This is a genomic window from Paenibacillus durus (assembly GCF_000756615.1).
GTDB classification, from domain to species: Bacteria; Bacillota; Bacilli; order Paenibacillales; family Paenibacillaceae; genus Paenibacillus_AQ; species Paenibacillus_AQ durus.
In genome coordinates this window covers 3719714-3744969 of the sequence record NZ_CP009288.1, presented here as the reverse complement: position 1 = coordinate 3744969, position 25256 = coordinate 3719714, and the positions used below count along the sequence as shown (strand labels likewise).

Annotated in this window: 26 protein-coding genes; all 26 read left to right on the top strand. The window is 50.9% G+C overall.

Annotated features, from left to right (window positions below; all coding sequences use genetic code 11):
• Positions 1-8: 8 nt before the first annotated feature.
• Positions 9-278, top strand: a complete 270-nt coding sequence (gene fliQ / locus PDUR_RS15880) for a flagellar biosynthesis protein FliQ (protein WP_042207129.1) — start codon at positions 9-11, stop codon at positions 276-278.
• Positions 279-283: 5 nt separating this feature from the next.
• On the top strand, positions 284-1072 hold the full coding sequence (gene fliR / locus PDUR_RS15875; protein ID WP_042207128.1) for a flagellar biosynthetic protein FliR: 789 nt from the start codon (positions 284-286) through the stop codon (positions 1070-1072).
• 23 nt (positions 1073-1095) lie between these two features.
• Positions 1096-2184, top strand: coding sequence for a flagellar biosynthesis protein FlhB (gene flhB / locus PDUR_RS15870; RefSeq protein WP_042207127.1), 1089 nt, complete (start codon positions 1096-1098; stop codon positions 2182-2184).
• A 20-nt stretch (positions 2185-2204) separates the two neighbouring features.
• Positions 2205-4238, top strand: coding sequence for a flagellar biosynthesis protein FlhA (gene flhA, locus PDUR_RS15865; RefSeq protein WP_042207126.1), 2034 nt, complete (start codon positions 2205-2207; stop codon positions 4236-4238).
• Positions 4235-5605 carry a flagellar biosynthesis GTPase FlhF gene (gene flhF, locus PDUR_RS15860; RefSeq protein WP_042207125.1) on the top strand — a complete coding sequence of 457 codons (1371 nt, stop codon included), beginning with the start codon at positions 4235-4237 and terminating at the stop codon, positions 5603-5605. The genes flhA and flhF overlap by 4 nt, the downstream gene beginning before the upstream one ends.
• Positions 5602-6483 carry a MinD/ParA family protein gene (locus PDUR_RS15855; protein WP_042207124.1) on the top strand — a complete coding sequence of 294 codons (882 nt, stop codon included), beginning with the start codon at positions 5602-5604 and terminating at the stop codon, positions 6481-6483. The genes flhF and PDUR_RS15855 overlap by 4 nt, the downstream gene beginning before the upstream one ends.
• Positions 6484-6520: 37 nt before the next feature.
• Positions 6521-7924 carry a chemotaxis-specific protein-glutamate methyltransferase CheB gene (gene cheB / locus PDUR_RS15850; RefSeq protein WP_042207122.1) on the top strand — a complete coding sequence of 468 codons (1404 nt, stop codon included), beginning with the start codon at positions 6521-6523 and terminating at the stop codon, positions 7922-7924.
• Between the two features lie 34 nt (positions 7925-7958).
• Positions 7959-10028, top strand: coding sequence for a chemotaxis protein CheA (locus tag PDUR_RS15845; protein WP_042207121.1), 2070 nt, complete (start codon positions 7959-7961; stop codon positions 10026-10028).
• 27 nt (positions 10029-10055) lie between these two features.
• Positions 10056-10517: a chemotaxis protein CheW gene (locus PDUR_RS15840; RefSeq protein ID WP_042207120.1), complete on the top strand. Its 462-nt coding sequence runs from the start codon at positions 10056-10058 to the stop codon at positions 10515-10517.
• Positions 10518-10521: 4 nt separating this feature from the next.
• Complete coding sequence (locus PDUR_RS15835) at positions 10522-11142, top strand: chemotaxis protein CheC (protein WP_042207119.1); 621 nt, start codon at positions 10522-10524, stop codon at positions 11140-11142.
• On the top strand, positions 11139-11636 hold the full coding sequence (locus PDUR_RS15830) for a chemotaxis protein CheD (protein ID WP_042207118.1): 498 nt from the start codon (positions 11139-11141) through the stop codon (positions 11634-11636). The genes PDUR_RS15835 and PDUR_RS15830 overlap by 4 nt, the downstream gene beginning before the upstream one ends.
• A gap of 1 nt (position 11637) precedes the next feature.
• A complete protein-coding gene (locus tag PDUR_RS15825) occupies positions 11638-12057 on the top strand; it encodes a hypothetical protein (protein WP_042207117.1) in 420 nt (139 codons plus the stop codon).
• Between the two features lie 86 nt (positions 12058-12143).
• Positions 12144-12932, top strand: coding sequence for a FliA/WhiG family RNA polymerase sigma factor (locus PDUR_RS15820; RefSeq protein ID WP_042207115.1), 789 nt, complete (start codon positions 12144-12146; stop codon positions 12930-12932).
• A 27-nt stretch (positions 12933-12959) separates the two neighbouring features.
• The gene (locus PDUR_RS15815; RefSeq protein ID WP_042207114.1) at positions 12960-14366 is read left to right on the top strand and encodes a flagellar assembly protein A; all 1407 of its coding nucleotides are present in this window, start codon (positions 12960-12962) and stop codon (positions 14364-14366) included.
• A gap of 51 nt (positions 14367-14417) precedes the next feature.
• Positions 14418-14723: a hypothetical protein gene (locus PDUR_RS15810; RefSeq protein WP_042207113.1), complete on the top strand. Its 306-nt coding sequence runs from the start codon at positions 14418-14420 to the stop codon at positions 14721-14723.
• Between the two features lie 78 nt (positions 14724-14801).
• Positions 14802-15380 (top strand): hypothetical protein, encoded by a 579-nt coding sequence (locus tag PDUR_RS15805; RefSeq protein ID WP_042207112.1) that lies wholly within the window; start codon positions 14802-14804, stop codon positions 15378-15380.
• Positions 15377-16000: an endolytic transglycosylase MltG gene (locus PDUR_RS15800; protein ID WP_042207111.1), complete on the top strand. Its 624-nt coding sequence runs from the start codon at positions 15377-15379 to the stop codon at positions 15998-16000. The genes PDUR_RS15805 and PDUR_RS15800 overlap by 4 nt, the downstream gene beginning before the upstream one ends.
• A gap of 248 nt (positions 16001-16248) precedes the next feature.
• A complete protein-coding gene (gene rpsB, locus PDUR_RS15795; protein ID WP_042207109.1) occupies positions 16249-16950 on the top strand; it encodes a 30S ribosomal protein S2 in 702 nt (233 codons plus the stop codon).
• A gap of 209 nt (positions 16951-17159) precedes the next feature.
• Positions 17160-17810 (top strand): translation elongation factor Ts, encoded by a 651-nt coding sequence (gene tsf / locus PDUR_RS15790; protein WP_036589126.1) that lies wholly within the window; start codon positions 17160-17162, stop codon positions 17808-17810.
• A gap of 239 nt (positions 17811-18049) precedes the next feature.
• Positions 18050-18778, top strand: a complete 729-nt coding sequence (pyrH, locus tag PDUR_RS15785) for a UMP kinase (RefSeq protein ID WP_042207108.1) — start codon at positions 18050-18052, stop codon at positions 18776-18778.
• Positions 18778-19332 carry a ribosome recycling factor gene (frr, locus tag PDUR_RS15780; RefSeq protein WP_025690375.1) on the top strand — a complete coding sequence of 185 codons (555 nt, stop codon included), beginning with the start codon at positions 18778-18780 and terminating at the stop codon, positions 19330-19332. Before pyrH ends, frr begins: the two co-directional genes overlap by 1 nt.
• Before the next feature lie 78 nt (positions 19333-19410).
• A complete protein-coding gene (locus PDUR_RS15775) occupies positions 19411-20178 on the top strand; it encodes an undecaprenyl pyrophosphate synthase (RefSeq protein ID WP_042207106.1) in 768 nt (255 codons plus the stop codon).
• A gap of 20 nt (positions 20179-20198) precedes the next feature.
• The gene (locus PDUR_RS15770) at positions 20199-21002 is read left to right on the top strand and encodes a phosphatidate cytidylyltransferase (protein ID WP_042207105.1); all 804 of its coding nucleotides are present in this window, start codon (positions 20199-20201) and stop codon (positions 21000-21002) included.
• Positions 21003-21024: 22 nt separating this feature from the next.
• A complete protein-coding gene (locus PDUR_RS15765) occupies positions 21025-22164 on the top strand; it encodes a 1-deoxy-D-xylulose-5-phosphate reductoisomerase (protein WP_042207103.1) in 1140 nt (379 codons plus the stop codon).
• Positions 22165-22304: 140 nt separating this feature from the next.
• Positions 22305-23579 (top strand): RIP metalloprotease RseP, encoded by a 1275-nt coding sequence (gene rseP / locus PDUR_RS15760; protein ID WP_042207102.1) that lies wholly within the window; start codon positions 22305-22307, stop codon positions 23577-23579.
• 68 nt (positions 23580-23647) lie between these two features.
• Entirely contained in the window at positions 23648-25096 is a 1449-nt protein-coding gene (gene proS, locus PDUR_RS15755) for a proline--tRNA ligase (protein ID WP_042207101.1), read from the top strand.
• The last annotated feature ends 160 nt before the right edge of the window (positions 25097-25256 follow it).

Below are 25256 nucleotides of genomic sequence, written 5' to 3'. Positions count from 1 at the left end.
CGAAGGGTATCAATACGGAGTTTATTATCGGTCTTGCGGGTCAAGCCGTATATCTCGTGCTTGAGATTAGCGCGCCTATGCTGATCCTGGGTCTGGTCGTCGGGCTGATTATCAGTATTTTTCAAGCGACGACTCAGATTCAAGAACAGACGCTGGCCTTTGTCCCTAAGATCGTTGCTGTGCTGCTGGCACTGCTTTTGTTCGGCCCGTGGATCATAACAAAGCTTGTCGACTTTACTACCCAAATTTTGGGTAATCTCCATTTGTATATCGGATGAATACTATGATAGATTCCATTTTACGCAGCTTTCCAGTCTTTTTGCTTATTTTTTGTCGAATTACGGCCTTTTTTGTTATCGTGCCTGTCTTTTCTTCCCGAAACGTACCAAGGTCTTTCAAAATCGGAATTTCCTTCTTTCTATCACTTGTCGTGTTTAGCGCCAAAGGAAGCGGTGTTACGGTTCCGGAAGATCTCGGTATAATTTTACTGGTCATCAGAGAATCTCTGATCGGGCTGCTGCTCGGGTTCATAGGCTATCTGATGTTTATGACCATTCAGACTGCGGGCTCGTTTATTGACATCCAGATTGGCTTCGGCATAGCGAATGTTATCGACCCGCTGACCGGGGCGTCTTCGCCCATACTTGGCAACTTCAAATATATGATTGCCCTGCTGTTGTTTTTAGGGATGAATGGCCATCATTATTTGCTTGATGCTATTGTCAACAGCTATAACTGGGTTCCTCTGGATAATGAGCTGCTGCTTAAAATGATGGACGGAAGTCTGGCGGAGTTTCTTCTCCGTTCGTTCGCGCAGTCGTTTATGCTTGCTTTTCAAATGTCAGCGCCGCTGGTGACCGCGCTGTTTTTGACGGATGTCGGGCTAGCTTTTTTGGCAAGAACTGCGCCGTCATACAATGTGTTCGTTATCGGCGTGCCGCTGAAAATCATTGTCGGCCTCGTGCTGCTGTTTATTCTGATGCCTGCTTTAGCCGTACTTTTTCAAAGCCTGTTCAATATCATGTTCGAATCCATGCGCAATTTGCTGAGTGCAATGGGGAACAGTCCGTAAGATAAGAGTGGGAGGGCCCAGACATGGCATATCGATATAAACTCGACCTCCAGCTCTTCGGCGGAGAAAAGACGGAAAAGGCGACCCCGAGGAAGCGGCAGGACGCCCGCAAAAAAGGCCAAGTTGCCAAAAGCGCTGAACTTTCAGGTGCAATGGTACTATTGTCCGGGGTGCTAAGTCTGATGATGTTCGGCGGATTTATGAAGGAACGGTTTACCGCGCTGTATACAGACGTCTTTATGAACCGTCTCATGATGGAGGTCACTAAAGAAAATGTGCTGCAGCTGATGAACGAATATGGAGTACAAATTCTGATTCTGCTGGGACCGATGCTGGGCATAACCTTCATTTTGGCATTGATCTCCAGTGTAGCACAGGTTGGCTTTATGGTTACCGGAGAGGGTGTCACCCCGAAGTTCAGTAAGATCAATCCGATTAAAGGCTTTAGGAACATTTTTTCCATGCGGTCACTAGTTGAAATGCTCAAATCAATCTTTAAGCTGCTGGTAATCGCATATCTGGTTTTCAGTACATTATGGGGGCAAAAAGGAGATTTTTCGTCCCTGGCGCATGTTAGTGCGGAAGATGTTTTTCGTTTTACTGCAAAGATGACTCTGAATCTCGGAATCAAAATCGGGGCGGCTCTGCTTATTATGGCTGTGCTCGATTATATGTACCAGCGATACGAGCATGAAAAGAGTCTAAGAATGTCCAAGCAGGAAATTAAGGATGAATTCAAAAAAATGGAAGGCGATCCGCTGATTAAAGGGAAAATCAAGGAGCGGCAGCGCCGGATGGCGATGCAGCGGATGATGCAAGAAGTCCCCAATGCAGATGTCATCATTACGAACCCGACCCATTTTGCGGTTGCGCTGAAATATGACGGATCTAAAATGGAGGCGCCTCAGATCGTGGCTAAAGGCCAGGATTATGTCGCTCTTCGAATTAGGTCGATTGCCAAGGAACATGGCGTCATGACGATGGAAAACAAGCCGCTTGCACGGGCGCTCTTCCAAAGGGCGGAAATCGGGGATTCGGTCCCTGCCGATCTGTTCCAGGCGGTAGCCGAAGTGCTCGCTTATGTATATAAGTTGAAGGGCAGAACCAGATAATTTCAGGGAGGTAAGAAACATTGAAAGCTAGGGATTTAACGGTACTAATCGGCATAATCGGAATCGTGCTTATGATGATTCTGCCAATTCCCTCTGGGCTGCTCGACCTTCTGCTGGTCATTAACATTTCGATCGCGTTGACGATTATCCTGGTGGCGATGAATACAAAGGAGCCCCTTCAGTTCTCCATCTTTCCATCACTGTTGCTGATTACGACCTTGTTCCGCCTAGCGCTGAACATCTCGACAACCAAGCTGATTTTATCTGAGGGTAAAGCCGGTTCAGTTGTGGCGACGTTCGGCGGCTGGATTGCGCGCGGCCAAGTTGCGATCGGATTTATCGTGTTCCTGATTCTGGTTGTTGTTCAGTTCATCGTTATCACCAAAGGCTCTGAACGCGTAGCCGAGGTAGGGGCAAGATTTACACTCGACGCCATGCCCGGCAAGCAGATGAGTATTGATGCCGATTTGAATGCAGGCATGATCAACGAGCAGCAAGCACGGGAGCGCCGGCGCAATATCGAGCGCGAAGCGGATTTCTACGGCGCGATGGACGGGGCGAGCAAATTCGTTAAGGGGGATGCGATAGCCAGCATTATTATCCTGTTGATCAATTTGATCGGCGGCTTCATCATCGGGATGGCGGTTCATGGGATGCCATTCCAAGATGCGCTCTCGACCTACTCCGTTCTGACAATCGGGGACGGTCTGGTTAGCCAAATACCTGCTCTGCTCATTTCTACCGCAGCCGGCCTGATCGTTACCCGGGCTTCTTCGGATGGTAATCTGGCGGAAGATCTGACAGGGCAGTTGCTGTCTTATCCGAAGCTTCTGTACATCGTTGCAGTTACAGTTGCCTTTTTAGGTTTTTTTACACCTATTCATGCGATAACAACCCTGCCGTTAGCAGGACTTATGGCCTATTCGGCCTACCGGATGACGCAGAACTTGAGCCGTAAGGCCATCGCAGAAGAGCAGCTCGTCGAAGAAAAGCAGATCGAGGAGGTGCGCAGTCCGGAGAGCGTGATCAGCCTGCTGAATGTCGATCCGATCGAATTCGAGTTCGGCTATGGCCTGATTCCGCTGGCTGATACCCAGCAGGGCGGGGATTTGCTCGATCGGATCATCATGATTCGGAGGCAGTGCGCGCTTGAAATGGGACTTGTTGTCCCCGTAATCCGAATTCGCGACAATATTCAACTAAAACCGAATGAATATGTCATCAAAATTAAAGGAAATCAGGTCGGCGGCGGTGAATTACTACTTAATCACTACTTGGCAATGAGTCCAGGGTATGATGACGAATCAATTACCGGGATCGAAACGATCGAGCCGTCATTTGGATTACCTGCGTTGTGGATTAATGAATCGGTCAAGGAGCGGGCCGAGCTGGCCGGCTATACGGTCGTTGATCCGCCTTCCGTGGTTGCTACCCATCTTACCGAATTGATCAAACGGTATGGACATGAGCTTATCGGGCGGCAGGAAACGAAAATGCTGGTCGACAATATTCGCGAAAGTTATCCTGTGCTGGTCGATGAATTGATTCCATCCGTACTCACCGTCGGGGATCTGCAGAAAGTGTTGGCTAAGCTGCTGCGAGAGAAGATATCGATCCGGGACTTGGTTACTATTTTTGAAACGCTGGCAGACTACGGAACCTATACTAAAGACCCGGATGTACTGACGGAATATGTAAGGCAATCGCTATCGCGGCAGATTACTCAGCAATTCTCCCAGTCCGGTGAAACCCTTAAGGTAATTACGGTAGGACCAACGCTTGAGAAAAAAATTGCCGAAAGCGTTCAGCAATCGGAGCAAGGCAGCTACCTTGCGCTCGATCCCGTATCAACCCAGACGGTATATCAGCGCCTTAGCGAGCAGATTAACCGTCTAATGCAATCCGGTCAGCAGCCTATTGTATTGACTTCACCTACCATCCGTATGTATCTGCGGCAGGTCATAGAGCGGACGATGCAGGATATTCCAGTGCTGTCGTATAGCGAATTAGAACCCAATATTGAAATTCAAAGCGTTGGGGTGGTGAATCTATGAGAGTGAAGCGTTACGTTGTCGATACGATGCCGGACGCCATGCATTCCATTCGCAGCGAGCTTGGTAGTGACGCCGTCATCCTGAGCACGAAGGAAATCAGAACCGGTGGTTTCATGGGAATGTTCAAAAAAAAGAAAATCGAAGTGGTTGCCGCTGTAGAGAATGAACAGAAGCAAGCAGCTTCCGAACAGAGGGAGCAGCCGCTTCAGTCCGTCCCCCGGGCAGGTGTTCCCAAGGCCTACCGGGAGGCCTATGCCTCGGTTTCGGGAAATGTCGCCGCAAGCGGATCGGAGCCTTCACGGAGCTTTGCCGAGATTGCCGCGTCGCTCGAAGGTGCCGCTAAGAAGCAAGCAGCCATCGCCGTGCTGGAAGAGAAGGCGGTGCCGGAAATGCCAATGGAAGCTTCAGCGAGTTACCGTCCGGAGGTATTTGATCCCGTTATGCAGCCTCCTTCGGCTCCGCTTCCTTCAGACCGAAAGGATCGTTCGTCTGATACCAGCGTTTTTGATGAGATTAGAGAGATGAAGCAGTGGATCGAGCGAATCGCCCGGCAGTCCGCCGACTCGAGAGAACTTCCGGAAGGGCTGGAACGGCTCCGCCTGCGGTTGATCGAGCAGGAAATGGACGACGCACTGGTAGAAGAATGGATCAGTGATGTGCTGGATAATTGGAATAAGGACGGAAGACTGTGGCCGGAAGAAAAGTTTGAGGAAGCTCTAAGAGTACAGGTGGAGGGATTTCTTGCCGATAAAATAGGAGAAGGCATTTCTCCGGATACTCGGCTCCTGTATGTCGCTGGTCCTACAGGGGTAGGGAAGACGACGACCTTGGCCAAGCTGGCGGCCGATCAGCTCTTCAGGCATGGCCGAAAGGTCGGGATGATCACATCCGATACATACCGGATATCTGCGGTGGAGCAACTTCGGACCTATGCTTCCATTCTGAATGTCCCCCTAGAGGTTGTTCAGTCGCCGGGTGATTTGCAGCGGGCCTTATCCAGGCTGGAGGGCTGTGATCTCGTATTAATGGACACGGCTGGAAGAAACTACCGCAATGAACTTCTCGTTGCCGAACTGCAGAGTCTGCTGTCACCGGCAATGAAGAGCGAGACATACCTGGTGCTCAGCATGACGTCAAAGAGTAGAGATATGAAGCTGATTACCGAGCATTTTAGCAAATACAAGCTGGATAAAGTCATTCTGACGAAACTTGATGAAACGGGAAGCTACGGACCATTGTTCAACCTGCTTAACGATTACCCGTTCATGCTGTCATATATGACTAATGGTCAGTCCGTACCTGATGATCTTCTAATACCATCCGGAGAACTGGTATGCAATTTGCTGCTCGGAACGGGTGAACAATGACGGATCAGGCTCAATCGTTGAGACAGCTTGTCGCTGGACAAAACAGAAAGCTTAGCGATAGAGGAACAGGCACCGCACGAATAATCACTGTATGCAGCGGAAAAGGCGGAGTCGGCAAGTCGAATTTCACTCTTAACTTTGCGCTTACACTCAAGAGTATGGGAAAAAGGGTGCTTCTTTTCGACGCCGATATCGGCATGGCCAACCTGGATGTTCTGATGGGTGTCTCGGCGGAATACAATCTTTACCATTTACTTGGCAGAGAAGCCAGCATTGAGCAGATTATTCAGACGGGCCCTAACCACCTGCCTTTTATTGCCGGAGGATCCGGCCTGGAAGAGCTCTTCTCGCTTTCGGAAAGCGATTTAAACTACTTCACATCCCAAATTGCCGCAATCGCCGATGAGATGGAGTATATTCTATTTGATACGGGTGCCGGACTTTCCAAAGAAACGATGAATTTCATCGCTTCAGCCGACGATTGTCTCGTTGTTACGACTCCTGAGCCGACGGCGATTACCGATGCTTACGCATTGATGAAGGTTGTTCACACTAGTCATCCGAGCATCGTGTTCAAGCTAATTATTAATCAGGTATCCAATATAAAGGAAGCGACTGCAACGAGTGACAAAATCCGGCTGACCGCCCGCCGTTTTCTGCAGGTGGATATCCCGTTCCTCGGCTATATTAGCAGCGACAATCATGTAGTACAAGCCGTTAAACGCCAGATTCCTTTCTCATTGGCCTATCCAAACAGTGCCGCTGCGAAGGATCTTCACAGACTGACGCTGCGATATTTGTCATCCGACCGTTCATCAGCCTCGGCTGAATTGCAAGGAATTAAAGGGTTTCTCAGTAAGTGGCTTCACCGTATATAAGAAATGTTCTGAATTTAAGGACAGAGGTGGACATGATATGAAGCCATATAAAGTTCTGGTAGTGGATGATTCAGCATTTATGCGCAAAATCATTTCCGATTTAATTGAAAAGGACGCCGACTTCCAAGTAACGGCAACGGCAGTCAACGGACGACAAGCGGTTGAGAAGGTGAAGGAACTGCAGCCGGATCTTGTCACCATGGACGTGGAAATGCCGGAAATGAATGGCCTTGAAGCATTGAAGCTGATCATGCTTGACCATCCCCTTCCTGTCATCATGCTGTCCGGTATTAATGAAGAAGGAATGAAAGAGACCATCCTTGCACTGGAAGGCGGGGCCTTCGACTTTATTCGCAAACCCTCGGTTTCCAGCTCCCATGATATCAACAGTGTTGGGGAAGCGCTGAGGGAGCAAATGAAGGAAGCCATGCTTGCTCGCGAACGCCGGGAAGCGCGGTCTGCGTCGGAGCTTCAAAGCACAGGCGGTTCACCCGCATTGCAGCCGCCCGAACCTGCTTCTCCCCCGCCGCCAGTCAAGCCGGCGGATAAGCCGGACGGAGGCGCAGCGGAACACATCCCTAGCCGGGAAATAAAGGATATTAAAGCGCCGATCACACGGCCGCCCTCGCCGGTTACCGGGAAGCCCGCCGAAAGCAAGAGTGCAGACAAGCCGCCGGTTCCTCGCTCAGAGCGAACAAAAAGCGTCCCTCCTAGAGCGAAGCCGGAAGCCGGACAAATCAAGACTTTTTCCCAGAAGAAATCGGACGTCCCGGCTGATCTTGCTGCGCCGAAGCCGCCGAAATCAGGAGCGGGTCCAGATACTCCCGTAGCGGCAGGCAAGGATCGCAAATTCAGCGTGAATGGGCTGACAAAGCTTGTGGCCGTCGGATGTTCAACAGGCGGACCGCGCGCGCTGAAAGCTTTGCTTGAGAATATTCCGGCCGATTTTCCCGCACCGATTGTTATCGTGCAGCATATGCCCCCCAATTTTACGAAGTCGCTTGCCCAGCGGCTGAATACCTTTAGTCCTTTGGATGTCATGGAGGCGGAGCAGGGAATGATTCTGCGGAAAGGAGCGGCTTATATTGCTCCGGGGGGGTATCACATGAAGGTCACGGAAACCGCTGGAGGGCAGTATGCTGTAGCTCTGTCAAAGGAGGAAGCCCGTAACGGTCATCGTCCTTCGGTGGACACGCTGTTCGAGTCACTGCTTCCACTAAAAGCTTTGGAGCGCCATGCGGTTATTATGACCGGAATGGGAGGCGATGGCGCCAAGATGATGAAGTCGCTATATGACGCGGGTATCACCTCAACCTTTGCCGAGAGCGAAGAAACCTGTGTCGTTTACGGGATGCCGCGTTCCGCAGTTGAGCTCCAGTGTGTCACTTATATTTTGCCGTTGCAAGACATTGCTCCAAGACTGGTTCAAGTCGTTAAATAACGCAAAGCGAACGTGAAGGGTAGGTGTCTCAGACATGGACATGAATCAGTATTTATCCATGTTTATTGATGAGTCGAATGATCATCTGCAGTCTTTGAACGAGAATATGATGGGCCTGGAGGCCAATCCGGACGATCTCAGTATTGTGCAGGTGATCTTCCGCTCCGCACATACCTTAAAAGGCATGGCGGCGACAATGGGATTTGAAGATCTGGCTTCGCTAACCCACCAGATGGAGAATGTACTGGACCTGGTGCGAAACGGCAAGCTGGTTATGCAGGATTTTATTTTTGACACTTTATTCAAGAGTCTTGATGCGCTTGAAGCCATGGTTCAGGATATTACTGCCGGTGGAGAGGGTAAAGCCGACGTATCTGCCATTGTGTCCTCTCTTCAAGCAATTGTGCGCGGCGAAGTGCCGTCGGCTCAGGGAGAAGGCGCCGCGCCGGCAGCCGCTGCACCCAAGGAAACGGAAGCACCGGCTCTTCTCGATGAATTCCAACTATCGGTTCTTGAACAATCGATTCAGGAAGGACTTCAGGTGCTATTCATTCAAGTATCGCTTCGTAAAGACTGTCAGCTCCGCGCGGTGAGGGCTTATATGGTCTTTGAACTGCTAGAGCGTTTCGGTGAAGTCGTGAAATCCTTCCCTTCGGTTCAGGATATCGAGCAGGAAAAGTTTGATTACAGCTTTTCACTCTATTATATCTCCCAGAAGACTGCCGAGGAAATGCAGACTCTGATCATGGGAGTATCCGAGATCGATAATGTAACGTCGGTGGCGCTTGATGTGGAGACGCTGAGCCAGCTTGGAAAGGCGGAAGTCGCCGCCGCTGTGGAGGAGGCCCCCCCAGTTCCTGCGCGAGAGAACATCCCTCCGGCTAACGAAACGCCCGCAGCAGCCCCCAAAAGAGAAGAAGCCAAGAAGGCTCCTGCCAAAAGCGCCGGCGCTCCATCACGCACCATCCGTGTCGATATCGACCGTCTGGATGTTCTTATGAACCTGCTCAGCGAGCTTCTAATCGACAGGGTGCGGCTGGAGCAGCATGCTTCGGATATCCAGAGCGGAGAATTGACCGAGACGGTTGAGCATATGAGCCGAGTGAGTGCCGACCTGCAGAATATAGTCATGAAGCTGCGGATGGTACCGGTGGATACGGTGTTCAATCGTTTTCCCCGTATGGTTCGCGATCTTGCCAAGTCACTCGACAAAAAGGTGGACCTGATCATTACGGGCGCTGAAACCGAGCTCGACCGGACCGTCGTCGACGAAATCGGCGATCCGCTCGTTCACCTCTTGCGTAATGCGCTCGACCATGGGGTCGAATCCGTATCCGACCGGATCGCCGCCGGCAAACCGGAGACCGGCTCCATTCATTTGCGTGCCTTCCACAGCGGCAACCACGTCTTTATAGAAATTCAGGATGACGGCGCCGGCATTTCCCGCGAGAAGGTGCTGAAATCCGCGATTAATAAGGGAATCGTCACTGCGGAGCAAGCTGCGGCAATGAGTGACAATGAGGCCCATCAGCTGTTGTTCGCCGCAGGATTCAGCACAGCCGAGGTTATTTCCGATATATCGGGCCGGGGGGTCGGGTTGGATGTCGTGAAAGCTAAGATTTCATCGCTTGGAGGCAACGTCACCATCTATTCCACTCCGGGGAAAGGTACTACATTCTCTGTTCAGCTTCCGCTTACGCTGTCCATTATAGCCGCCATGCTGGTCCGGCTGGGCTCGGAGAAATATGCGATTCCGCTCTCTTCCATTGTGGAGACAGGAATCGTGAAGCGGTCGCAGATTCGCAGCGTCCATGGTGCCAAGATGTTGGAGTTCCGGGGTTCCCATATCCCGATCGTATCCCTAAGCACCATTTTTAATGTGCCAGACTATGACGATAGCGACGAAGAAGAGACCGAAATTGTTGTCATTCGCAAAGGTGACAAGCTCGTTGCGCTCACGGTGCAGGATTTCATTGGCCAGAACGAAATTGTCATTAAGAATCTAGGCAAGTACTTGCCTAGTATCCAGGGAATATCGGGAGGCACAATTCTTGGCGACGGACAGGTTGCGCTAATTATCGATGCCAACGCTTTTATTAAGTAAAAGAAACCATAAATGGAGGTACTTTCCATGGCAGAAGATATTAAAGTCATTGTCTTTAAATTAGCTACCGAGGAATATGGGATCGAAGTGGATAAAGTTCAAACAATCGAGCGTCTGATGCCGATTACGCGGGTTCCGAAGACGTACAACTTTATCAAAGGGGTCATCAATCTGCGCGGCGTCGTTATCCCCGTGATCGATCTTCGAGGAAGATTTGGTCTGGAGGAGGCAGAGCATACCGATCAGACCCGCATCATTATCGTTGTTGTCAATGAGATGGAGGTCGGCTTTATCGTGGATTCGGCCAACGATGTGATCGATTTGAACAGGGAATCCATCGATACACCTCCGGAAGTGGTAGGGGGCATTAAAGCCAAGTACTTGGATGGTGTGGCCAAAATAGGAGAGGATCGCCTGCTCATTATGCTTAATTTGTCAGAAGTCCTCAATAAGAACGAAATCGTGCAACTGGAAAGTTTCGAGGGCTGATGCCATGGAAATGTTCAAATATCAGAAAGATTTTAAAATGGATGTCCTAAAGGAAGTCGGGAATATCGGAGCTGGGAACGCCGCCACAGCTTTGTCCCAATTGCTGAACAAGCCGATTGATATGGCGGTTCCTAAAGTTCAATTGCTTGGATTCGAGGAGATCGCTGAAAAAGTGGGCGGTGCCGAAGAGGTTGTCTTTGCAGTTTTTCTGCGCGTCGAAGGCGAGGCGCCGGGGAATTTGTTCTTTATACTGTCGCCGGATGCGGCACGCAATTTGCTGAGACGTGTAGCGGGCATCTCTGAGGTGTCGGGCGAAGAACTGAGTGAAATGGAACTCTCCGCACTCAATGAAATTGGTAATATATTGGCGGGGTCCTACCTCTCGTCCCTGGCCGACTTTACTTCCCTTTCCATGTACCCGACGGTACCGGCTTTGGCGATGGACATGGCGGGAGCGATTTTGAGCTACGGGCTTTTGCAGTTCGGACAGATGGGAGACGACGCACTCCTGATCGATACAACATTTTTGGAAGGGCAGGATGAGATTGAAGGCCAGTTCTTTCTTATTCCGGATCCTGAATCGTTTCCTAAAATTTTTCAATCTCTGGGAGTGCCGTTTGAATGATAGAGGAGCAAAGTGTTATAAAGGTGGGAATGGCTGATCTGAACGTAGGCAGCCACGATAAAGTAATCCGCACCACAGGTCTTGGCTCATGCGTTGGACTTACACTTTACGATCCCGAGAAAAAATTGGGGGGAATGGCTCATGTCATGCTGCCATCATCGGAGATCGCCCGCGAAGGGAAGCTTAACATTGCCAAATTCGCAGATACGGCAATCCCCGAGCTTTTATCCCGCTTGCTCAGTCTCGGTGCGATCCGCAGCCGGATTGTGGCCAAAATGGCCGGCGGTTCCCAAATGTTCGCTTTTGCCGGCGGGAACGACACAATGAGAATTGGCCCGCGCAATGTGGAATCCTGTAAGCGAACTTTGGAGAATTTGAATATTCCTTTATTGGCGGAAGATACGGGGGGCAGTTACGGCCGTACGATCGAGATCGCCTGCAGTTCCGGATTATTGTATATCCGCAGTGTGCAAAAAGGTGTTAAGGAATTATAATATGATGACTAGAACTATTTTAATTAACTTGACCTGCGGGCTGGCCGGTTTTATTTTCACCTATCTGTTTTCGCTGCGGAACAATTTGCCAATGACCAGTTTGTTTCGGGGATTAGCGGGATTTATTCTCTGGTTCTTACTTGCCTATGCCCTGCAATGGGTTTTGGGGCTTATTACTAAGCAAACTGCAAATTCGGACAAACTCTTCTCCTCTTCAGGCGGTGTTCAGAAGACTTTGGGCGCTCAAGTGGATATTTTGACTCCGGACGAGAATGAGGAATTAAAGGATTTGCTTAAACCTAAGCCTGAACAAGAGAAACAAGAAAACGGTGAGTTTAAGCCGCTTCAGCCTCCCAAACTGGTCTCGATGAAGGATCCTGAAGAATTGGCCAAGGCCGTTCGTCACTTAAAAAATGAATGAGCGAGCGTAGTGGGAGACATATTGTGGATTTCAATGAACCCTGGCCCGCGGACTCGCCGACTACACTGTGGGAAGGGTGAAAGCCGTTGAACGAGCATAAAGCTTCTCATTTGGAACACCAGGCCCTCTGGGAACAGTGGAAAGAAGAAGGGAACCCGGAAGCCAAAAAAAATCTGATCGAGAAATATCTGCCCATAGTGGATTATGTTGCCGGGCGTTTGGCCGTAGGTCTGCCTAAAAACGTCTCGAAAGACGACCTGGCAAGCAATGGCGTTATGGGACTGATTGACGCGATTGAAAAGTTTGATTACAAAAGGGGACTGCAATTTCAAACTTATGCCTCCTGGCGTGTCCGAGGCGCAATTCTCGATTCTCTACGTCAAGGCGACTGGGTTCCGCGCTCGGTCCGGGAAAAGGCGAAAAAGATTGAGGATGCATACCAGCAGCTCGAACAGAAATATTTAAGATCTGTCAGCGATGAAGAGATGAGCCGCTATTTAGATGTAACCGAACAAGAGTTTCAAAGCATGCTCCAGGATGTGGCGGTGATGACGCTCTGTTCTTTAGAGGATCCAATTCGGGAAGAAGAATCAGAGACCCGTATGTCGGTATTGGTGGATGATAAAGCCAAGAACCCTGATCATAAAGTAAATGAGTTCTATCTTCGTGAAACGCTTACCAAAGGCATCGAGAAACTAACTGTGAAAGAACGGACCGTCGTGTCCCTTTTATATTATGAAGACCTATCTTTGAGCGAAATTGCAGAGGTCATGTCCTTATCTCCTTCACGGATATCGCAGCTGCATTCCAAGGCGATACTGCGGCTGCGGGGAACGCTTGAGAAGAATCGGGATCTCTTAATGCAAAATGATTAGCCAGGTATGGCGGCAAGGAGGCGGAAAATGGTTGTTCAATCTGCGTTGAGCGAATATTTGAGCATCAGCTTTTCGGAGGACAAGGAAATTGCGTATCTTGAATTTTATCAACGGGATGAAGGATTCGCCTGCTCGGTTGAAGAACTGGGCGTTTTTTTGCAGCGAAATAAGGTTCTCTACGGTGTACAGTGGGATATCGTTCAGCGTTTTGCAGATCACCCGGAAGAGTACATATCCGGCAAAGTGCCGATTGCTCTGGGCAAGGCACCCGTAAACGGTACAGACGGACAAATATTGCTTACTTTTACTAAGGATGATAATGACCACCGCCCGATGGAAAAGGAAGACGGCAAGGTCGACTTTAAGGAATTAATCCGGCTGAGCAATGTCCGCAAGGGACAACTGATTGCCACGCTTATTCCCCCTGAACCAGGGCAGCCCGGAATGTCTGTCACCGGGGATCCGATTCCCTGCAAGGCAGGGAAGGCTGCCCACTTCAAGGTCGGTAAGAACGTCCTGCTTAATGATGATGGAACCCTAATGTATGCGGCAATAGATGGACTGATATCCTATACCGATAAAGGTAAAATCAATGTTTTTCCCGTATACGAAGTGCAGGGCGATGTGGATTACAACACTGGGAATATCGATTTTGTCGGCACCGTCGTCATCCGAGGCAATGTACTGTCCGGGTTTACGGTGAAATCAGAAGGGGACATTCGGGTAAGCGGCGGTGTTGAAGGGGCTGAACTATTTGCAAAAGGTTCAATCGAAATCAATGGGGGCATTATCGGTTATAACAAAGGATTAGTCAGCGCCGGAACCAATGTGAAGGTGTCCTTTATTCAGGATGGAAATGTGACGGCGGCGGAGGATATCATTGTCTCCCAGAGCATCATGCATTCAAATATCCGCGCCGGCAAGAACGTGTTATGCAATGGGTCTAAGGGTCTTATCGTAGGCGGAACGGTGCAGGCGGGGGAAAAAGTAGTTGCGCGCACGATTGGAAACACGATGTCGACGGCAACAGCTATCGAAGTTGGAGTGCTGCCCGAGCTGAGAAATGAAATTAACGACCTTCGTCAGCAGCTTCGCTTGCTCCTGGATAACGCCGATAAAACGAAAAAGGCGCTCTATCTGCTGAATCAGTTGGCGATAAACGGTTCCCTGCCCCCGGACAAGGTTGCCTTAAGGATCAAGCTTAATGCTACTCAGCAATCTCAGCAAAGAGAGGAAGCCCATATTAAAGAACGGATTCTGGAGATCGAAAGAATGCTTGAGGATACGGATTCGGCCAGAGTTGAGGTCGTCAAAACCATTTACGGCGGCTCGAAAATCGTAATCGGCAGATATACCAGATTTATTAAGGACACGGCAGAGCGAGTTACGTTCTACTACTCCGAGGGCGACATTTATATGGCGCCTAACGTCTAAATCCTCTGATGAGGGTGAATAGATTCTAACGGGGAAGGGCAGGGGATTACCGTGAACTTAAAGCCAGTTGAATTGCAAATTGCAGTGCCCCGGACAACTGAGGCGAGTAAGCTCCAGCAAGAACTTCAGCATCGGCCCGGGCTTGAGCAGCAGGGATTGGCGGGTCAGAACATAAAGGAATCTCGTGAACTGGCCCACCGCAGCACGGAGGTCAGCGAGTCATCGGAATCCGCCGTAAGGGATGAAGGACACCGGGGGGGCTCTACTGGTAACGGTACTTCCCGGGAACAAAAGAAAGACAAAGAGCGAAACGCGGAGCATCCCTATAAAGGGCACCGCTTCGATATTAAGCTCTAGATTTAGAGTTTAGTAATTAGAAGCCCTGTAATTAGAGAAGCGGAATATTTATTCTATTAACTAAAGGAGAGCGGATACGTGCAACCATGGGCGTACATTGTTATGCTTGGCGGATTTGCGCTGGCTTATGCGCTGTTTCTGCCGTCGCGTGCCCGTAACAAGGACAGCGGTGCGGACAAGCAGAGCCTGAAAGAAGTCGAAGCGGCGCTGGAATTATATATGACCGATGTCGAACGTGAAAACCGTGAACTGCTGGAGCTGCTAGATTCCATCAAGACCCAGTCCCAGAGCAACCAGGCCGCGGTTCAAGAGCAGCTTAGCGAACTGAATGGGCGGCTGGACGCGATGCAGCAAAGAACATCACAGTTGGAGACGCGTATGGCTGCAAATGAGAACGGGCTCCTTCAGTTGGCGTTATCCGGCGGAAAAGAAACAAATGCGCATGCGCAGCAACCGGAAGTTCAAACAAAAGCGACTGACGACCCGGCAGTTGATATTAAGGCCAAACCGGTCAGCACGATTAAGCTTCGTTATCCGCAGCTATTCGAACTTCATAACGAGGGGAAATCTATCGATGCCATCGCCAAGAAAACGGGAATGCAATCAGGAGAAATTCAATTGATTCTGCAGCTCGCCAAACAGGAGGAATCAGCGTGATCAGGAATCGTTCCTTTATCATCGGGCTCGGCAGCGGGCTCGTGGCTGGAGCGCTTCTTCTTCAGCTTATGATTTCGGCGGGTATGGCTACACCAACGAAGGCGCAGCTTGCCAAGGAAGCTTCGAAGCTGAACATGAAGGTTGCCGATGCGGGATCGAATCTGCTGACAGCTGACGAGTGGCGAGCGTTGGAGCAGCAAGAGGAAGCCTCAAAAGGCCAAGACGCAAAGGGTAAAGTCAATAGCGGAGGCACATCGCAGCCTGCGGCCCCGAAATCTCCTGCTGCACAGAGCCAGCCAGCATCACCGCCCAGCCAGGCGGCTTCTCCTATGGCTCCGGCTTCGCCCGCTAAGCCGTCCGCTGCGGCATCGCCGTCGTCCGATACATATGCCAAGAAACCGGTTGTTTCCAGTATTGTCCTGCGTATTCCGAAGGGAGCCAATCTAACCAAAGTCTCGGATTTGCTGGCGGGAGCGGGAGTAATCCATGACAAGGACGCATTTTTGGATGCCGCCCGCAGCCGCAAGGCAAATACACGGATTCAATACGGGCAGTACAGTTTTGAGGCAGGACAGAGCGTTGAATCAATCATCGATGAGCTGGTTATGGCGAAAAAGTGAGCGCCGCTATTAAAAATGGGCGTTTTTTAAGTGAATATGGACCCGTATTATCAAGCATCGCGTTTTATGACAAAAATCGTGCGCCAGACGTTGCATCCCATGTAGTCTTGTGATATATTAAATGACGGTGTTAAAACACACGTCGGTTGATTACAGCAAGCGGTGCTTTCTTCCGAAGAAAGTCTTGCTGCAAGATGATACCTGGCGGAGGGACACACAATACAACCAAACTTAGGAGGTGTGTGAAGATGGCAGTAATCTCCATGAAGCAGCTTCTCGAAGCTGGGGTACACTTCGGTCACCAGACTCGTCGTTGGAACCCGAAAATGGATCGTTATATCTTCACTGAAAGAAACGGAATCTACATTATCGACCTGCAAAAGACGGTCAAGAAAGTAGAAGAGGCTTACAACTTTGTAAAAAGCGTAGCAGGCGACAATGGTACGGTCCTGTTCGTGGGAACAAAGAAACAAGCTCAAGACTCTGTAAAAGAAGAAGCCGAACGTTCGGGCATGTACTACATCAATCAACGCTGGCTCGGCGGCACGCTGACGAACTTCCAAACGATTCAAAAGCGTATCGACCGTCTGAAAAAGCTGGAAGCTTGGGAAGAGGACGGCACATTCTCCGTTCTGCCCAAGAAAGAAGTCATCCTTCTCCGCAAAGAGAAAGAACGTCTTGAGAAATTCCTTGGCGGTATCAAGAACATGAAAGGTCTGCCAAGCGCGCTGTTCATTATTGACCCGCGTAAAGAGCGCATTGCCGTTGCCGAAGCACGCAAATTGGGTATTCCGATTGTTGCTATCGTCGATACGAACTGCGATCCGGACGAGATCGACTATGTTATTCCGGGCAATGACGACGCAATCCGCGCCGTTAAGCTGCTGACGGGTAAAATGGCTGACGCTGTAGTGGAAGCTCATCAAGGCGAAGACACAACTTCAGCATAAATCCTGCTGATTGCACATCGAATATGAAATTAAATGAAAAGGGTGGTCGGCAGGTGGATAACCTCTCACTGCCCTTTTTTTACCGAATGAATAGCTTTTAAGCTTCCAGGTCCCCGCAAAGTACCAACTAAGGTTCCATAGCCAAGGCTGTTCTTTGTGGGGGCGTTTTGAATTTAGAAGGCAAACAATTTATCTGGAGGGATTAAACAATGGCAGTAGACGCAAAATCCGTAAAAGAGCTCCGCGAAAGAACCGGCGCCGGCATGCTGGATTGTAAAAAAGCACTGGAAGAAGCTGGCGGCGATCTGAACAAAGCGGTTGAAATTCTCCGCGAAAAAGGCCTTTCCGCAGCGGCAAACAAAGCTGGACGCGCTGCAACTGAGGGCGTTGTTGAATCATACATTCATGCAGGCGGCCGCATCGGCGTTCTGGTAGAAATCAACTGCGAAACCGATTTTGTCGGCAAGACCGACCAATTCAAGGATTTCGCACGCGATATCGCCATGCAAATCGCCGCAGCTGCTCCGCGTTTCGTACGCCGTGAGGAAGTTCCTGCGGAAGAAATTGAGAAGGAAAAGGAAATTCTGAGAGCGCAAGCGCTGAACGAAGGCAAACCGGAGAAAATCGTTGACAAAATGGTCGAAGGACGCATCAATAAGTACTATGAAGAGCATGTACTGCTTGAACAAGCCTTTATCAAAGACCCTGATAAGACAATCTCCAACCTGCTCAACGAAAAGATCAGCACGATCGGCGAGAACATCTCCATTCGCCGCTTTGTCCGTTACGAACTGGGCGAAGGTCTCGAGAAGAAAGTCGACAACTTCGTAGAAGAAGTAATGGCGCAAGTAAAACAATAATAAGCATTCGCGGCTAGCGCCGCAGAGTGGAACATATATCAGGCACTTTCAGGAGCGGAACACAGGTACATGGTGTTCCGTCTTTTGCAAGCGGAAGTATACGGATCTGCTCTCCTTACGGGGATGCCGGACCGGAGTGAGACAGCTTGGCCGCCGATACACCCTCGCCGCTCATGCGGCAGGGATGTACGAGTAACCTGGGGCCTGTAAGGCACCATTGCAAAGTGAGGGTATACAATTTGGAACAGCCGGTATTTAAAAGGGTAGTCCTGAAGGTCAGCGGCGAATCGCTGGCAGGGCCTAACGGTTACGGTATCGATGCGGATACGATTAGCTCTATTGCCGAGCAGGTGAAGGAAGTCGTGGAGCTTGGCGTCCAAGTCGCCATCGTTTGTGGCGGGGGCAACATTTGGCGCGGCATTGCTGGCAGCGCAAGCGGCATAGACCGTGCGACGGCTGATTATATGGGCATGCTGGCTACGGTAATGAATTCACTGGCTTTGCAGGACTCTTTGGAACAGATCGGTGTGCCGACCAGAGTACAGACCTCGATCTCGATGCAGCAGATCGCAGAGCCTTATATCCGGCGCCGGGCTATTCGCCATCTGGAGAAAGGGAGGGTTGTTATTTTTGCAGCCGGTACGGGCAATCCGTTCTTCTCGACCGATACGACTGCGGCGCTGCGTGCGGCCGAAATCGAGGCCGAAGTCATTCTGATGGCCAAGAACAAAGTCGACGGCGTCTATTCCGCTGATCCGTTCAAAGATAGCACCGCCCAAAAGTATGAACAGCTTACTTACTTGGACGTGCTCAACAAGAATTTGGGGGTCATGGACTCCACCGCATCCTCTCTCTGCATGGATAACGATATACCGCTTATTGTGTTTGCCATTACGGAACAGGGCAACATCAAGCGCGTTGTTCTGGGAGAACGCATCGGAACAATTGTTAAAGGGAGTGTAGAATAATGCCACAATCGGTTAAAAAAAATGCCGAAGAGCGCATGGAGAAAGCGATTTTGTCGCTCAAACGCGATTTGTCGACGCTTCGTGCCGGACGTGCAACCCCTTCGCTGCTGGACCGCATTCAGGTGGAATATTACGGTTCGCCGACTCCGGTTAATCAGCTTGCCAACATTAACACCCCGGATTCCCGCACGCTGCTTATTCAGCCATGGGATAAATCCTCGCTTGCCGATATCGAACGGGCGATTATGAAATCCGATCTCGGTCTTACGCCTGCTAACGACGGCAGCACAATCCGTCTGTCCATTCCTGCGCTTACGGAAGAACGCCGGGGGGAGCTTGTTAAGCTGACGAAAAAATTCGGCGAAGAAGCCAAAGTAGCGATCCGCAACATCCGCCGCGATGCTAATGACGATATCAAGAAGATGGAGAAGAACGGCATTTCAGAAGACGAGTCCCGGGGACATCAGGAGAATATCCAGAAGACGACGGATAAGTTCATTGCCGAGGTCGACAAAGTGCTCCTGACTAAAGAAAAAGAGATCATGGAAGTATAAAGATAGCGCAGAGATTAAGGCCCCTCCTCAATTGGTGGGGTTTGTCTCTTTCTCGCATGAAACATGGAGGAAACGTTAATGATCAAACGGGTTCAATCTTGGCTGGGCCGGGAAGAGCGGCAGCAGCCGGTCGATATTTCACCGGATAATATTCCCCGGCATGTGGCCATCATTATGGACGGCAACGGCCGCTGGGCCAAACGCCTTGGATTGCCGCGCATTGTCGGCCATCAGAACGGTATGAAGGCGGTTAAGCGCGCCGCGATTGCCGCCGACGAGCTAGGTATTGAATACTTGACGATGTACGCGTTCTCAACGGAAAATTGGAAACGGCCCAAAGAGGAAGTCGATTTTCTGATGCGTCTGCCGGAAGAGTTTTTGGCTATCGAACTGGACGAACTGATCGAAAAGAACGTCCGGGTACGAGTCATGGGCGACAGTGAGGCACTGCCTTCGTATACCCGTAAAGCGATGGACGAAGCGGTGCTTCGCACACAGCACAACACCGGACTGATTTTGAATTTTGCGCTAAATTACGGAGGGCGTAAGGAAATTGAGGACTGCATGCGCAGTTTGGGGAAAGATATTGCTGCGGGACATTTAGCGCCGGAGCAGATAACGGCAGAATTGATTGACAGCCGGCTGCTCTCCGGAGGGCTGCCCGATCCCGACCTGCTTATCCGGACTAGCGGTGAAATGCGTCTCAGCAACTTTATGCTCTGGCAGCTGGCCTATAGCGAATTGTGGTTTACCGATATTTACTGGCCGGAATTCGGCAAGGAGCATCTGCTTCAGGCTGTGGCCGAGTACCAGCGGCGCACCCGCCGTTATGGCGGCCTGAAGTAGCTGATAGGAGTTGAGAACGTTTGAAGCAGCGACTAATAACCGGGGTGGCGGCCGGTGCATTATTTTTGGGACTATGCCTGCTTGGCGGTTGGTGGTTTCACCTTCTGCTGATCGCCATGGCTTTGATCGGCTACTATGAATTCGTCAAAATGATCGGCTGTTCACCTGCAGGCCGCAGTGCAGTGGCAGGCTATGCCGCTGTGCTGGGTTTTATGATGCCTTGGGACTTAATTGGGTTTTCCGCGCCTTTATCTTGGATGCAGGGAGTATGGCTCTTGATGCTGTTATTCCTTGTCATAACAGTGTTTACCAAGAATAAAGTGGATATTCGCATAACCGCGCTGCTGTTCATCGGCGCTTTATACATAGGGACAGGCTTTTCCTATATGGCGGTTTCCCGTTCTGCGCCGGACGGCAATGGACTATTCTGGACCCTTCTGCTTCTCTGCTGCATTTGGAGCAGTGATGCCGGAGCATATTTTGTCGGCAGAGCGATGGGAAGAACAAAGCTCTGGCCTGCGATCAGCCCCAATAAGACCGTCGAAGGAGCAGTAGGCGGAATCGTCATCGCGATGGCGGTTGCTTTAATTTTTGCCTTAATATCTCCCGATTTGCTCTCCTTAGGGCGTGCGCTAGTTATCGGTCTTGCCAGCGCCGTGGTCGGACAGCTTGGGGATCTTGTTCAATCAGCCTATAAAAGGGCATACGGTATAAAGGACTCGGGAACGCTGCTGCCCGGACATGGAGGCATTCTCGACCGCTGCGACAGCTGGATTATCGTATTTCCGTTCGTACATATCATGATGCTGATGCCTTATCACTAACTAGAAAGAGGGTGCGTGACGTTTGAAAAAGATCAGCATTCTCGGCTCAACCGGTTCAATCGGAACGCAAACGCTCGATGTTGTGGCCATGCATCAGGACAGCTTTGAAGTGGACGGCCTGGCTGCGGGAAGCAATACGGCGCTTCTGCTGGAGCAGGTTCGCCGCTTTAAGCCCAAGAGGGTATCCGTCGCCAGCAAGGAGCTTGCAGACGACATTCGGACACAGCTTCCGGCTGGAGTAGAACTTTATAGCGGCGATGACGGACTGGTGCAAATTGCAGCCGGAGGAGATGCCGAGTATGTAGTGACCGCAGTTATGGGCAGCGTCGGCCTTCGTTCCACACTTGCCGCCATCGAGGCCGGCAGGGACATTGGACTCGCGAACAAGGAAACGCTGGTGACGGCCGGACATCTTGTCACTGAGCAGGTCCGGCGCAAAGGGGTAAAGCTGCTGCCCATCGACAGCGAGCATTCGGCGATTTTTCAATGCCTGAATGGAGAAAGCAAGGAGGATATTGCTTCGATTACGCTGACCGCCTCAGGGGGGTCCTTCCGGGATCTGTCCAGGGAGCAGCTCCGAGATGTCACGCTCGAAGATGCGCTTCGCCATCCCAATTGGGCAATGGGCACCAAGATTACGATTGATTCCGCTACTATGGTTAATAAAGGGCTGGAAGTCATCGAGGCCCACTGGCTGTTTGATCTGACTTACGAACAAATTGAGGTGTTGCTTCACCCGGAGAGCATCATTCACTCTTTTGTGGAGTTTCGTGACAGCAGTATCATCGCCCAGCTCGGCAATCCCGATATGCGTGTGCCGATCCAGTACGCGCTAACCTATCCCGGAAGATGGCATTCTCCGGCTCAGCGATTGTCGCTTGCGCAGGCGGGACGGCTGACATTCCGCGAGATGGACTTCGCACGTTACCCGGCGCTAAAGCTTGCCATCGAATGCGGAAAGACCGGCGGAACTGCGACAACCGCCTTCAATGCCGCGAACGAAGTTGCCGTCGCAAGGTTTTTGCGGCGCGAGATTTCTTTTTTGCGTATCGAAGAGATATTGGAAGAGGTTCTTGGGCGCCATTCAGTACAGAGTGATCCGAGTCTGGAGCAAATCGAGGAATGTGACCGCACAGTGCGCGCGCTGGCACAAAGTCTGTAATCCGCGTGAAATCAATGGAAGTTGGAAACCAAAAACCGGAAAAATTGGTTTGGACGGTTGATTCTCTTGTGCCGGATCGGAGAATAATGATAAATTAAGAGGACATACTTCGGTCTTTCACCTAAAGGGGGCTGCCTAACTTGGAAATGGTTCAAGTCGTTTTTTTGACGGTGCTCATGTTCTTCGTCCTGGTGACGGTTCATGAATGGGGACATTATTATTTTGCTAAACGCGCCGGCATTCTTGTGAGAGAGTTCGCTATCGGTTTCGGTCCGAAACTGTTTTCTTATAAACGCAATGAAACACAGTTTACGCTCCGTCTGCTGCCGTTTGGCGGTTACGCGAGGATGGCCGGTGAAGATCCCGAGGTGATCGAGATTTCACCCGGGCAGACGATAGCGGTACGGCTCGGCGAGGACAATATCGTAAAGACCGTATATCTCGACCAATTGGATACGCGCAGAAATGTTATCCGCGGGGAAGCGCAGTATGCCGACTTGGAGAAGGATCTGAGCATCCGGCTGGATGTTGACGGAGAGGTTACAACCTATTCCTTGCATCCAAAGGCTATGTTGGTTAAAGGTAATCAGCAAATCCAGATCGCTCCCAAGGATCGGCAGTTCGGCAGTAAAACGGTCGGACAGCGGGCGCTTGCCATTGTAGCCGGTCCGGTAATGAATTTTCTGCTCGCTTTTCTTCTTTTTGGCGTTTACATTCAAATGGCGGGCGTTGCGGTAGAGAATCCAACCTATTTATTGATCGGCGACGTCTCCAAGGGCATGCCAGCCCAGCAGGCGGGACTTCAAAAGGGCGATATCGTCTATTCGATTAACGGCGAGACCATCGGAGCGGATTATAAGAAGATGATCAGCCTGACTTCAGCTTCTGAAGGAAAAGCAATGAATTGGACGATCAAGCGCGGAGATCAAATGATCACTGTAACGATGACGCCCCGTCATATGAAAGGGCAGGAAGGCGGTAAAGTCGGTATTTCGCCGGAGCTTCCGACCCGAAATGCGACAATTGGAGAAACGCTCAGCGGAGCGAGTCATGCCATGGCCGATACGACCAAAGCGATTTTTCTCGGTTTCAAGCAGCTGATTAATCAGTTTAATATGGATGATATCGGCGGACCGGTGCGTACTTTCGAGCTGACTGGCCAAATCGCCCAGCAGGGGATTGTGCATCTGATCCACTGGACGGCCATACTCAGCCTGTACCTTGGCATCTTCAATTTGCTGCCGATTCCGGCGCTTGACGGAAGCCGGCTCGTATTCCTCGGTGTGGAGGCGCTGCGCGGCAAACCGGTTGACCCAAGCCGGGAGGGCATGGTCCATTTCGTCGGCTTCGCGATGCTGTTTCTGCTGATGATCGCCGTTACCTATAATGATATATTACGCCTAATCAGCGGTTAATTTTGTTTGAGGCCCTAAGCTGCAGCCATCTGCTGCCTTGGGCTTATTAACGGGGGGAATTCCATTCTATGTCAAAAGAAAAACAGTTTGTTACGGAAATAACGCCGCAGGGCGAAGATTTCTCGCGTTGGTATATCGATGTAATCAAGAAAGCTGACCTGATGGATTATTCTCCGGTACGCGGCTGTATCGTGTTCAAGCCGGACGGCTATGAAATCTGGGAGCATATCCAAGAAGAGATGAACCGGCGTTTCAAGGCAACGGGACACCGCAATGCTTATTTTCCGCTGTTTATTCCGGAAAGCTTTTTTCAGAAGGAGAAAGAGCATGTCGAAGGCTTTAATCCGGAGCTGCCATGGGTAACGGAAGCCGGCGGCGAGAAGCTGGAAGAGCGTCTGGCGATCCGGCCAACCTCCGAAACGATGATCGGACATATGTATTCCAAATGGATTCAGTCGTACCGGGACCTGCCGGTGCTGATCAATCAGTGGGCGAACGTCGTCCGTTGGGAGAAGCGGACGCTTCCTTTCCTGCGCACAAGCGAGTTTTTGTGGCAGGAAGGCCATACGGCGCATGAAAATGAGGCCGAAGCGCGCGAGGAAACGATGCAGATGCTGGAAGTTTACCGCGATTTCGTCGAAGGGTATCTGGCGATTCCGGTCATTACCGGACAGAAGACGCCTTCCGAGCGTTTTGCCGGAGCGGTAGACACGTACTCGATCGAGGCGATGATGAAAGACGGACGGGCTGTTCAGGCGGGGACCTCCCACTATCTGGGCACCAAGTTTGCTGTTGCGTTCGACATTCAGTACCTCAGCCGCGATAACAATCTGGAATATGTGCATACGACTTCCTGGGGGACAAGCACTCGCATGATCGGTTCGATGATTATGGTGCACGGGGACGACCGCGGTCTTGCCCTGCCGCCTAAAGTGGCGCCGACCCAGGTTATCATGATTCCGATCGGCCCACCGAAGACGCGGGAAGCGGTCATTGCCCGGACGGACGAGCTGTTCAAGGAACTGAAATCGGCAGGCATCCGTGTGCGCGTTGACGACCGTTCCGATGTAACGCCCGGCTGGAAATTTAATGAATACGAAATGCGCGGAGTGCCGGTTAGACTGGAGCTTGGCCCCCGGGATATGGAGAACGGCGTCTGCGTACTGGTCTCGCGGATTAGCGGCGAGAAGAAAATCGTTCAGCAGGATCGCCTAGTTGAAGAAGTCCAGACTATGCTGGAGCAGGTTCATAACGAAATGTTCGAGCGGGCGCTTAAATTCCGCGAGGATCATTTCTATTCTGTCGAGACGCTGGATGAGATGAAAGCGGCGATGGAAGAGAAACGCGGTTTTGCGCTAGCCGGCTGGTGCGGTGACGATGCCTGCGAGGCACAGGTGAAGGAAGAAACCGGAGCAACGAGCCGCAACATTCCTTTTGAACCGGGCGAAACGAAGAAGACTTGCGTCTGCTGCGGCAAACCGGCAGAGCATACAGTTGTATTCGCCAAAGCATACTAAAAGTCTACAACACCCATTTCGGGCATGATTGCAAGCTTCTGGTGAAAAGAGGACGGCGGGCGGACAGCCCGGGCGCTTTTTAAACATATAGGCAGGGATAAGCCGAACGCTTGCCCTGCCTATATGTCTACGAGAGACGGATGCCGTTTCGTCTTCTCCG

Bases quoted from the DNA above. Each gene is read 5' to 3' on its own strand.
- PDUR_RS15835 (WP_042207119.1), top strand. From the start codon at position 10,522: ATGGAAATGTTCAAATATCAGAAAGATTTTAAAATGGATGTCCTAAAG.
- flhB (WP_042207127.1), top strand. From the start codon at position 1,096: ATGGCATATCGATATAAACTCGACCTCCAGCTCTTCGGCGGAGAAAAG.
- PDUR_RS15855 (WP_042207124.1), top strand. From the start codon at position 5,602: ATGACGGATCAGGCTCAATCGTTGAGACAGCTTGTCGCTGGACAAAAC.
- proS (WP_042207101.1), top strand. From the start codon at position 23,648: ATGTCAAAAGAAAAACAGTTTGTTACGGAAATAACGCCGCAGGGCGAA.
- PDUR_RS15825 (WP_042207117.1), top strand. From the start codon at position 11,638: ATGATGACTAGAACTATTTTAATTAACTTGACCTGCGGGCTGGCCGGT.
- frr (WP_025690375.1), top strand. From the start codon at position 18,778: ATGCCACAATCGGTTAAAAAAAATGCCGAAGAGCGCATGGAGAAAGCG.
- PDUR_RS15815 (WP_042207114.1), top strand. From the start codon at position 12,960: ATGGTTGTTCAATCTGCGTTGAGCGAATATTTGAGCATCAGCTTTTCG.
- tsf (WP_036589126.1), top strand. From the start codon at position 17,160: ATGGCAGTAGACGCAAAATCCGTAAAAGAGCTCCGCGAAAGAACCGGC.
- cheB (WP_042207122.1), top strand. From the start codon at position 6,521: ATGAAGCCATATAAAGTTCTGGTAGTGGATGATTCAGCATTTATGCGC.
- fliR (WP_042207128.1), top strand. From the start codon at position 284: ATGATAGATTCCATTTTACGCAGCTTTCCAGTCTTTTTGCTTATTTTT.
- PDUR_RS15845 (WP_042207121.1), top strand. From the start codon at position 7,959: ATGGACATGAATCAGTATTTATCCATGTTTATTGATGAGTCGAATGAT.
- PDUR_RS15830 (WP_042207118.1), top strand. From the start codon at position 11,139: ATGATAGAGGAGCAAAGTGTTATAAAGGTGGGAATGGCTGATCTGAAC.
- PDUR_RS15840 (WP_042207120.1), top strand. From the start codon at position 10,056: ATGGCAGAAGATATTAAAGTCATTGTCTTTAAATTAGCTACCGAGGAA.
- flhF (WP_042207125.1), top strand. From the start codon at position 4,235: ATGAGAGTGAAGCGTTACGTTGTCGATACGATGCCGGACGCCATGCAT.
- rpsB (WP_042207109.1), top strand. From the start codon at position 16,249: ATGGCAGTAATCTCCATGAAGCAGCTTCTCGAAGCTGGGGTACACTTC.
- PDUR_RS15775 (WP_042207106.1), top strand. From the start codon at position 19,411: ATGATCAAACGGGTTCAATCTTGGCTGGGCCGGGAAGAGCGGCAGCAG.